Annotated in this window: 10 protein-coding genes and 2 pseudogenes; 7 read left to right on the top strand and 5 right to left on the bottom strand. The window is 38.3% G+C overall.

The window, feature by feature from the left end:
* Nucleotides 1-611 precede the first annotated feature (611 nt).
* Entirely contained in the window at nucleotides 612-1424 is an 813-nt protein-coding gene (locus tag CTN07_RS21585) for a hypothetical protein (RefSeq protein WP_005307058.1), read from the top strand.
* A 736-nt stretch (nucleotides 1425-2160) separates the two neighbouring features.
* Here the strand turns inward: CTN07_RS21585 and CTN07_RS21580 are convergent.
* The 3 genes and pseudogenes from CTN07_RS21580 to CTN07_RS21570 form a co-directional block, all read right to left on the bottom strand.
* Complete coding sequence (locus CTN07_RS21580; RefSeq protein WP_036766369.1) at nucleotides 2161-2592, bottom strand: hypothetical protein; 432 nt, start codon at nucleotides 2590-2592, stop codon at nucleotides 2161-2163.
* Between the two features lie 137 nt (nucleotides 2593-2729).
* Nucleotides 2730-3938 (bottom strand): annotated as a pseudogene (locus CTN07_RS21575) (IS91-like element ISPda2 family transposase).
* An 8-nt stretch (nucleotides 3939-3946) separates the two neighbouring features.
* Nucleotides 3947-4243: a hypothetical protein gene (locus tag CTN07_RS21570; protein WP_036766365.1), complete on the bottom strand. Its 297-nt coding sequence runs from the start codon at nucleotides 4241-4243 to the stop codon at nucleotides 3947-3949.
* Between the two features lie 234 nt (nucleotides 4244-4477).
* On the opposite strand from CTN07_RS21570, the gene guaD reads away from it, so the two are divergent.
* The gene (guaD, locus tag CTN07_RS21565; RefSeq protein ID WP_036766366.1) at nucleotides 4478-5788 is read left to right on the top strand and encodes a guanine deaminase; all 1311 of its coding nucleotides are present in this window, start codon (nucleotides 4478-4480) and stop codon (nucleotides 5786-5788) included.
* A gap of 241 nt (nucleotides 5789-6029) precedes the next feature.
* Here guaD and CTN07_RS21560 read toward each other — a convergent pair.
* Nucleotides 6030-6839, bottom strand: a pseudogene (locus CTN07_RS21560) (IS91 family transposase); the annotation flags it as partial.
* 69 nt (nucleotides 6840-6908) lie between these two features.
* Here CTN07_RS21560 and CTN07_RS21555 point away from each other — a divergent pair.
* From CTN07_RS21555 to CTN07_RS21535, 5 genes are all read left to right on the top strand, one after another.
* Nucleotides 6909-8086 (top strand): IS3 family transposase gene (locus CTN07_RS21555; RefSeq protein ID WP_085999159.1). Its coding sequence is split into 2 segments (ribosomal slippage): nucleotides 6909-7167 and nucleotides 7167-8086, totalling 1179 coding nucleotides; the frame shifts between segments, so codons are not numbered across the junction.
* Between the two features lie 247 nt (nucleotides 8087-8333).
* Nucleotides 8334-8642 carry a helix-turn-helix transcriptional regulator gene (locus CTN07_RS21550; protein WP_036766148.1) on the top strand — a complete coding sequence of 103 codons (309 nt, stop codon included), beginning with the start codon at nucleotides 8334-8336 and terminating at the stop codon, nucleotides 8640-8642.
* 225 nt (nucleotides 8643-8867) lie between these two features.
* Nucleotides 8868-9176, top strand: coding sequence for a hypothetical protein (locus CTN07_RS21545; protein ID WP_036766150.1), 309 nt, complete (start codon nucleotides 8868-8870; stop codon nucleotides 9174-9176).
* Nucleotides 9177-9214: 38 nt separating this feature from the next.
* Nucleotides 9215-9448: a DUF4160 domain-containing protein gene (locus tag CTN07_RS21540; protein WP_036766151.1), complete on the top strand. Its 234-nt coding sequence runs from the start codon at nucleotides 9215-9217 to the stop codon at nucleotides 9446-9448.
* Complete coding sequence (locus CTN07_RS21535; RefSeq protein WP_036766152.1) at nucleotides 9438-9692, top strand: DUF2442 domain-containing protein; 255 nt, start codon at nucleotides 9438-9440, stop codon at nucleotides 9690-9692. Before CTN07_RS21540 ends, CTN07_RS21535 begins: the two co-directional genes overlap by 11 nt.
* A gap of 420 nt (nucleotides 9693-10112) precedes the next feature.
* Here the strand turns inward: CTN07_RS21535 and CTN07_RS21530 are convergent.
* A partial coding sequence (locus tag CTN07_RS21530; protein ID WP_211315309.1) for a transposase occupies nucleotides 10113-10582 on the bottom strand: 470 nt, incomplete at its 5' end.

The raw sequence follows: 10582 nt of genomic DNA, 5'->3' as shown, positions 1-10582 counted from the left end.
CATTATCAGTCATGGTTAACAACATCCACAGGCTCCAAAACAGCAAAGAAAAAGCGTCTTTTGAAGTTAGTTCAACATGACATTTCAATCTGGCTCAAACATGACATTTCTAAATGGGACTTACAAAACGCATGTGGATTATGTGCATTATGTTAAATAGGATATGATGTTTTTGGGAAAAATGAAGGATTTTTTGTGGGTTTTGGGTTGATATTTTCAGTCGATAACCTACAATGAAGACAGATCCTAATAAGGCTAGAGTGCTCTACATAGAGCCGACTACATAGACTTTATGTAGTGTATTTTATGCTAGGATTTACAAATGGTGTTGGCCTGCGAAACCAACTATATAGCCCTTTGGCAGAAAAAGCCACCTACTCGACTGGGTGGCTTTTTTTGTACCTATTTTTCAAGACTTGATCCTTTTGAGATCCTAAGTTACATTAATACCTTAATCGTTTGATTTCGCACCTCAAGCGACCTCTTTATAGTCGAGAATCAAAACATGACCTATTTACTGTATTGCCCTTGTTGGGCGCAAAGACAATCTGACCATCCAATCAACCAACCGCAAAAGGATTGTGGGGATTTGGGGTGCGAGGGATTGTCCAATGTCCAGAGCTGAACAGTCACAAACACAAAAAGCAATTGCACAGCGCATTAATGAATTAGGTAGTAATAAGAACGAATGGCGTAAAGCACAGTTCCCTTATTGTACTCGACGCACGTTATTAGCATTTGCAAAATTCATCGACAACCCTCATGCGTATGAAAATCAGCTTCATGACTTACTTCATTGTCAAACTCGCGTTGGTGGCTTGCAAAAGCGTCAGCGTATGAATTGCGTTAAGGTGATAACGGTCTTGATGTCTAAAATGGATGTTGAGAACTATCAGATAGGCTTTGCCAAAAGCGCCGAAATGGAAACCATCACTCATGCCTGGTTTATGGCTCGTTATGAGCAGTTTTGGGGTGAGACCATCAGTCTTAAGCGTTATTACCATACCATTCATTTATTGAAGATGGCTGACTATTTGGTGGTCGATGCAGTCTTTGTCTATGACGAAGAAGTACCGCCAGCACTGGATGACAATGGACCGATCAAGGAAGAAGATGCCCCACGAATTTATTCTAAGGCGGCCTATAAAACCATTACAGCCAAGTTTATGGGGATCTTTGGGTTGGAAAACGATGAAGGTGTAGTGAAATCCAAACTGCAGGCAGTTAAGAACCGACTAGCTAAGGGATTATCAAATATCTGGTGGGTCTATGCGCCATACAGTTATTCGTACACATGGACGAAGCGTCAGCTTGCCAGAGTAACCAAACGTGACCGTGTAACGGGTAAAGAACGAGATCGTTATCCCCAAGGTAAGGTGATTGAGCCCGATATCTTAGGTGGGAACTACCTGACCGAGCATTAACCTGGTAAAAAATGAGATAGGCCGCTTAAGTGCGGCTTTTGTCGTACCTAAAGAAAAGTAATGGCTAAATAACGAGCAACTTAAGCAATACAAAGCATCATTAAGAGATCATTTTCTGTATTAAAGAGCTATTTTTAGGGGGAGATGATGCAGGTTGTGGATAAGTTTGTTGGTATAACCAAAAAACGATAGTCTAAAATGAATATTAGCAGTGAGAATTAGAAGTGCCAGTGGTTTTATGTCTTTATTTATAAAGATAGATAAGTATTAATACTTAATATTATTAAGAAAGAGTTCAAAAGAACTCTTATAGATAAGAAAAAGAAAAGAACGGGCTACGCCCAAAAAGTACCTCCCATTGGATTTCATTCCAGACATTACCACCAATAAAAACCAGCTCAACGATACTCTAGTGCATTCTATATATATCTTTGAAATCCAACGGGCCCCAATTCTTTTTCGCTTATTGTTCAACTCACTACACTACCTTTATAAACGTATTACCTTTGAGTCCACTTGATCCCTTCCTTTTGTCATTCGACAGGACATTAATCAATTTATTTTAACCATCGCGAAAAGAGCGCCTAGCAGAGCGATGAGGAAGAGCTTGTTATAAATTACGTGAAAATAGAGGCTATATAGCTTGTTAGAAGCTTTGAAAATGATATCGCTACGCGAAGCTTAATATTCCTCGCGCAGCTCGTCATAAGGCTAGAACAGCGTTTAAGATTAAACGTTAGAAATTAAAAATATCATTATTGAGGATCATATATATTTGAGCTTGAGTCGTCCGTAATTTTTTTGCGATTACTGCAACCTCTAAACCATCACGATACAAACATGCAACCTCATAAACATCAAGCTTTTTGGGTTTAGGTCTGGGCTTATTTTTCGGTGGGGTATGAATTGATATTGATTGAGTTAACCGCTTGAGATAAGAGAGATGCTTAATATCGTATTTTGCAAAAATATCTCGTGTAGATAACTGGTATTTAGGAAACTTCCCTAATACTAGTGAAATGGTTACACTTCGTTTCCCTGCTACTTTTATGGCTTCTTTTAATGCTCGCTCGGCAGGTGTTCTGATAGAAAATCGTTCTTCTCTATCAAAGATAAATTCGCCTTCCCATCTAGTGTTGCGTGTTTGTTTAATGGTTAGGAATTTCAATTTCTAACCACTCTGACAATAACACTTAAAAATCAATCAATAGTCACCATTCTATGACTTAGCCGACTAAAACAGGTTACTTTTGAGTGTTTTCTATACTGTTTTGGGCGTTTTGCCATATTTCAGGCAGATCATCCCTAAAGACTGTAACGAAGTCGTCGTTTTTCCCGTATCGTTGCTTTTCTCAAAGCAACTAACTCATGCCCTTTCAGCCCCATTTCCATCTTCACAAAGCACATGCGACCACCACATAGAATACATTTGTACGGGTCTATGCCTACCAGGTGATGCATCATTTGCGCGTAATTCAATGGTTTTGGCTCTACCGGCTCTTCCTGATCCAGTAGATCATAAACTAACGGTAAGGCTTCTCCCCGTTTTCTGTTTGACAGAAAACCGTAATACCTGATGGCTCTAAAATTCTTTTCTGCAGGGATATGCGAGACTAACCGATCGATCATCTCTATTTGACTAAGGACTAATGTCTTATAGCAATTATCTCTATGATCTTTATAGACAAAGTGAACATCACCACCCTGGTAATGACGTAGGCGAGAAGCCGCTATTGGCGGCCGCTTAAAATAGCGGCCTAGGTATCTAACGGTTGGACCGACATCTTCTGTCTTTTTGGCTAAGTGAATACGCCACTTTCGACTGTATTGACTAGAGAGAAACTGACTCCATCCACGAAAGTCTCTAATATGTTGATAGTTATCATGTTTAGTATTCAAGGCATTATAGTGGTCTCGTAAGAACGAGACCACTTGCTGCTTCCAATGCTGCTCTACCATTGCAGCATTAAAGTAGATATTTCCCCATCGCTTAGTTTTGAGATTTACGCCTCCACGTGTGACTGATAGATGGAAATGGACATTCCAATTAAGTTGACGACCAAATGTATGGACTACACAGAATAGGCCAATCTCTATTCCCCGTTTCTTTGCAAAACTCAAGAATGCTGATACCGCACAGCGGTATAACAGATTGATTAACCATGGATTAAGTCGGAATATGGGCCATAACTTATCGGGCATCGTTAAGGTCATGTGTTGATATTCACATTTGGGCAAGATGGATAGCTGCTTCGCTATCCATTTTTCTGTCAGCATTACTCCACAAGAGCTACAAGCTTTACTCTTACAAGAGTTATAGATGACTTAGCGGTGCTCACAAGAAGGGTTTTCACATTCGTAGTGCTTACTGCCCACTTTGCTGGTACCGCAAGCGAGCATTTTTTCTATACACTCTATTTGATTGGTGGTGATGTTATCACCACAATGCGTGAGATATTTTTCCCAAGCCTCATCTTTATTAAAGATGAGTTTGGTTGCTCTAGGAACGTGCATATCAGCAATTAGTAAGGCGTTGCACCATCTCGCTCTGCGATATGAGCAAGCGAGATTAATACTTCATGTAATTTGAATGCAGTAGTCGATGTGTCACCAAACTTATCAATAAGATATTGATAAATTAATGCAATTTCTTCGTCGTGATCTTTTGGCGGAGCAATATCATATTGAGTATTTAGCAACTGAATGACATTATCCATGGTGGTCTCATATTGCTCATAGTTGTCAAAAGCAGATGAAGCCTGAACCGGACGACATTTCTTTGTTGGTTTCTTCTTCTTTTTTCTAGGTTTGTTACTCATAGGATGTAGTCAATACAGTAATAGTGATTTGTACTGACATAAAATAAGAATGCCCGCTAAATTAGCGAGCATTAAGGGCTAAAAGTGAGGCTCTAGGCCGCAGTTTTCTATTGCAGGTTAAGATACCTGACTACTGCTTGACATGTAGAGACAAAAATACGACATTAAACTAAATACAAATACATTTAAAAGCTATATGTTTATTTATATCTATTATAAATGCTTGTAGGATGTATGAACATGTCAAACTCTATAGCAATTAGAGCTAGTATTCTCCATTTCATTAATGACCCTGTAAAAACTGATAATATATCTGATTCTTATCAATATCTTAATGATGGATTATTGGTTATTGAAAATGGATGCATCAAGGAAATGAAAAATTTCGATAGTATTGATAAGTCTAAATATAATAACTTTGTAGACTATAGTGGTAAACTCATTTGCCCTGGTTTCATTGATACCCATATTCATTATCCTCAAACTCAGATGATTTCTGCATATGGTGAGCAACTGTTAGAGTGGTTAGAAAGTTATACATTTCCAACTGAGCAGCAATTTGAAAACAAGCTTCATGCTAAAGCGATTTCAAAATTTTTCGTTAATGAGTTACTAAAAAATGGCACAACAACAGCCTTAATTTTCGGAACAGTGCATCCTCAATCAGTTGATGCATTATTTGAAGAAGCTCTTGAAAAAAACATGCGAATCATTGCTGGCAAAGTTATGATGGATCGTAACGCTCCAGATTATTTGTTGGATACTCCTGAAACTGGTTATCAAGAGAGTAAGAATTTAATTAATAAATGGCATAATAAAGGCCGTTTACAATATGCAATAACACCTCGCTTTGCTCCTACTTCATCTCCTGAGCAATTAAATGCTGCGGGAAAACTTAGATTAGAATATCCAGAAGTATATGTACAAACGCACTTATCTGAAAATAAAAGTGAAATTGAATGGGTAAAATCACTTTACCCTGATCGCGAAGGTTATTTTGATGTTTATGAGCATTATGGCTTAGCAGGGAAAAAATCTATATTTGCACACTCTATTCATTTAACAGATAAAGAATGGAGCGATTTTGAGCGAACGGATTCTGTTATGTCATTTTGTCCAACGTCAAATTTATTTCTTGGTAGTGGATTATTTAATATAGAAAAAGCAGAAAAGCATAATATTCGAATAGGATTAGGTACTGATATTGGTGCCGGAACGAGTTTTTCACAATTAGAGTCATTAAATGAGGCATACAAAGTTATGCAACTGCAAGGACAGAAACTTTCGTCATTTAAAGGCTTATATCTTGCTACATTAGGAGGAGCAAAAGCTTTAAGTATTGATGATAAAGTAGGTAACTTTATTATCGGTAAAGAAGCAGATTTTATTGTTTTAGATTGGGCTTCTACAGAGCTACAAAAATTGCGACATAAACATTCTAAAAATTTAGAAGATAAGTTATTTTCTCTCATGATGTTAGGTGATGAAAGAAATATTCATGCCACTTATCTTTTAGGTAAGATTGCATATTTGAATGAACAGTAGCCAGCCTTCGACTGGAGCCAGGTATCTTAACCTGAAATAGAAAGAAAACTGCGGCCTAGAGTCTCACTTTTAACCCCTAATGCTCGAAGGTTAGGAATTTCAATTCCTAACCACTCTGACAGCAATACTGAAAAATCAATCAGTAATCGTCTTTCTTATGACTTAGCTGACTAAAACAGGTTACTTTTGAGTGTTTTCTATACTGTTTTTGGCTTTTTGCCATATTTCAGGCAGATCATCCCTAAAGACTGTAACGAAGTCGTCGTTTTTCCCGTATCGTTGCTTTTCTCAAAGCAACTAACTCATGCCCTTTCAGCCCCATTTCCATCTTCACAAAGCACATGCGACCACCACATAGAATACATTTGTACGGGTCTATGCCTACCAGGTGATGCATCATTTGCGCGTAATTCAATGGTTTTGGTTCTACCGGCTCTTCCTGATCCAGTAGATCATAAACTAACGGTAAGGCTTCTCCCCGTTTTCTGTTTGACAGAAAACCGTAATACCTAATTGCTCTAAAATTCTTTTCTGCGGGGATATGCGAGACTAACCGATCAATCATCTCTATTTGACTAAGGATCAATGTCTTATAGCAATTATCTCTATGATCTTTATAGACAAAGTGAACATCACCACCCTGGTAATGACGTAGGCGAGAAGCCGCTATTGGCGGCCGCTTAAAATAGCGGCCTAGGTATCTAACGGTTGGACCGACATCTTCTGTCTTTTTGGCTAAGTGAATACGCCACTTTCGACTGTATTGACTAGAGAGAAACTGACTCCATCCACGAAAGTCTCTAATATGTTGATAGTTATCATGTTTAGTATTCAAGGCATTATAGTGGTCTCGTAAGAGCGAGACCACTTGCTGCTTCCAATGCTGCTCTACCATCGCAGCATTAAAGTAGATATTTCCCCATCGCTTAGTTTTGAGATTTACGCCTCCACGTGTGACTGATAGATGGAAATGGACATTCCAATTAAGTTGACGACCAAATGTATGGACTACACAGAATAGGCCAATATCTATTCCCCGTTTCTTTGTGTAGTGGTACATTAAATTTGGCCACCTACTCAGAGGTGATATCATCACCTCTTAACATGGATAGGTGACATCATGACAAAACGAACAAGACGATTATTTAGTGCTGAATTTAAATTAGAAGCAGCGCAATTGGTTATCGACCAAAACTATTCAGTAACTGAAGCAGCTCAAGCCATGAATGTTGGTAAATCTACGATGGATAAATGGGTTCGCCAATTAAAAGAAGAGCGCCAAGGCAAATCCCCGAAAGCTTCACCAATGACACCAGAGCAGATTGAAATACGAGAATTGAAGAAGAAACTAGCCACTCATGAAGAGCATAATGAAATATTAAAAAAAGCCACCGCTCTCTTGATGTCAGACTCATTGAACAATTCTCGTTAATCGAGAAACTCAGGAAGAGCCACAGCATAACAACGTTATGCAAAGTATTTGATGTTCATCGCAGTAGCTATAAATATTGGCAAAGACGCCCAAAATCTATTTCTATTGAATTGATTAAACTTCGTTGTTTAATCAAAGAGATACATGCTGCGAGTAATGGTTCTGCTGGAGCAAGAAGCATTGCAGATATGGTTACTACTCAAGGTATTCCCTTGAGTAGGTATCGTGCATCCAAACAAATGAAAGCCCTTAATCTTGTTAGTTGCCAATCACCGAAACATAGATATCGAAAAGTAAATCAAGAGCATATTACGATTCCAAATCATCTAGATCGTCAATTTACGGTTACAGCACCGAATCAAATTTGGGTCGGTGATGTGACTTATGTATGGGCTGGACATCGGTGGATGTATCTTGCTGTGGTTATCGATTTATTTTCGAGAAAACCTGTTGGTTGGGCAATGTCTCTATCGCCTGATAGTCGATTAACAGGTAAAGCACTTATGATGGCCTATGAATCACGACAGAAACCTAAAGAGGTTATGTTCCACAGCGATCAAGGTAGTCATTATACAAGTCGCTACTATCGACAATTATTATGGCGATGCCAGATTAAACAAATTTTATCTCGGCGAGGAAATTGTTGGGATAACGCACCAATGGAACATTTCTTTAGAAGTTTAAAAACAGAATGGGTTCCAAATGTTGGTTATCGTAGTTTTGCTGAAGCAAAACACGAAATTACTCGATATATTATTGGCTATTACAGCCAATTAAGGCCTCACCAATATAATGGAGGATTAACCCCTAATGAATCTGAACGATTATATTGGTTAACCTCTAAAACTGTGGCCAGTATTTGTTGACCACTACAGACCAAACAATCTAGAGGGCATGTCGAAAACGAGATATAGGTAACGTTATGACGTCTATTAGTGTATCCACATACTCAGATTTAAACAATGTTTTAAGATCTATTCCAAAAAATCAGCTACACGCTTATTGCCGAGAAAATGGTTTCCACTCTCATTTTAATGCAAAATCTTCAGCATATTATCAACCAATGGCCTGTGCGCCATCGACTTTAAATAAAATAGATGAGTGGTGCAGACAATGAGTCGATTCAGTGAAATGTTAAAGTTAGTTCGCCTTGAGCGAAATATCACACAAATAGATATGCATCGTCGACTAGGATGTGCTCGCCAAACTTATTTAGATAAAGAGTCTGGGAAATCTGAACCTACATACTCTGAAATTATTGAGTGTGTGAAAATATTAGATATCCCTGTGTCATTGTTTTTTGATAGATTTAGTGACGTTGAGGAACCAAAACTACTACAAACATGCACTGACATTGAACTATCAAGTGAAGTAAGTCGTAGGCTTGAAGTTCTGCGCGACAGATTGAAGCGAAAGAAGTAGTTTTGAAGCTTTCGCATTTAATTAGTCACGAAAACGTTAATCGTGATTCGTGAAACATTTTTAACAAAATTACAACGTGTGTATGTAACGTTATCAAAGAGAGATAATTTCCCTAAATGGGCGTTATCTCTCTTAATTGACTCGAATCACAATCTCGTAGTGCGCATTACATACATATTGTTAAATAGAGCCTAAATCGTAAAATTTTTCATAAGGTATTTAGTTATGACAAGAAAACTACAAATCGAGTTATCAGATGAAACATTTGCGTATCTTGAAATGCTAGCCTTTGGTCTTGAGATTGAAGCCAATGGTGAAGTTGAAGAAACATGGAAAGGATTTAACATAGAGAAAAATGATTTCTCCCCTGCTGTACGTTCATTACTCGTAGATATTGCAGGTTCTATAGCAACGGGAGTTCGCCGCCCTGGTTCATGGGAGAGAGGCGTGGTTGATTCATTGACTGGATGGCAAGGCACTTACAATGAAGGGATGCTATCTGAGTTGATTAAAGAAGAAGTTAAGAATTCTTGAATATGTGATAACCGATAATAAATAGTTAAGGACCCGATATGCCTTTAATTGATCTATGGCGAGGCATTAAGTTCATGATGTATTTTCAAGATCATAACCCGCCACATTTTCACGTAATGTACCAGGGACAAAAAGCTCTATTTCGAATCGATAATTGTGAGTTATTAAGTGGCGACATACCGCCAAAAATAACTAAGCTAGTTAGAGAGTGGTGGATCGCTAACAAAGAGCGATTGCTTGTTGAATGGGAGAATTTTAGTAATGGAGCATAAAGAGATATCAATTGTTGAATGTATCTTTGTTAAGGAATTGATTTATTACATAGAGCTGTCTAACGGTGATAAAGGTTTAGTCGATTTTTCACCTTTGGCCTCAAAACATCAATTGTTTAATCAGATCCTAAGTGAAGATAGAGGGATAAACTATTATCTCGATGGCTATACAATAGAGTGGTACAACGGTGCCGATATCGCTCCTGAATGGGTTCAAGAGCACTTATTACCAAGGTGTGCATAAAAAAATGCCGTTACTTTGGCAAAGTAACGGCATTTAGCAAAATTGGTTACTTGTTATTAGCCTTACACCTATAACAAGTTTATGCTGAAGTATATTGTAAGCAATGTCGTGCCTTTAAAGAAAAAAGAAATGGGTAGTTCCTTTTCCCCAAGTGCAGATTGATGATAACACTTATCATTTGTTGTTCAAGATATTTATTGAGAATAATTATCATCCATCTTGCGATGATTGATTAAGGACCGATAGGGGATTGATTCGTCTCTTGAAGGTTAGGAATTTCAATTCCTAACCACTCTGACAGCAATACTGAAAAATCAATCAATAATCGTCTTTCTTATGACTTAGCCGACTAAAACAGGTTACTTTTGAGTGTTTTCTATACTGTTTTTGGCTTTTTTCCATATTTCAGGCAGATCATCCCTAAAGACTGTAACGAAGTCGTCGTTTTTCCCGTATCGTTGCTTTTCTCAAAGCAACTAACTCATGCCCTTTCAGCCCCATTTCCATCTTCACAAAGCACATGCGACCACCACACAGAATACATTTGTACGGGTCTATGCCTACCAGGTGATGCATCATTTGCGCGTAATTCAATGGTTTTGGCTCTACCAGCTCTTCCTGATCCAGTAGATCATAAACTAACGGTAAGGCTTCTCCCCGTTTTCTGTTTGACAGAAAACCGTAATACCTGATGGCTCTAAAATTCTTTTCTGCGGGGATATGCGAGACTAACCGATCGATCATCTCTATTTGACTAAGGACTAATGTCTTATAGCAATTATCTCTATGATCTTTATAGACAAAGTGAACATCACCACCCTGGTAATGACGTAGGCGAGAAGCCGCTATTGGCGGCCGCTTAAAATAGCGGCCTAGGTATCTAACGGTTG

Origin of the sequence: Photobacterium damselae (assembly GCF_003026815.1) — a bacterium.
Lineage (GTDB): Bacteria > Pseudomonadota > Gammaproteobacteria > Enterobacterales > Vibrionaceae > Photobacterium > Photobacterium damselae.
Note: the sequence above shows the minus strand (reverse complement) of the source record. Positions and strands in the feature narration are given on the sequence as shown.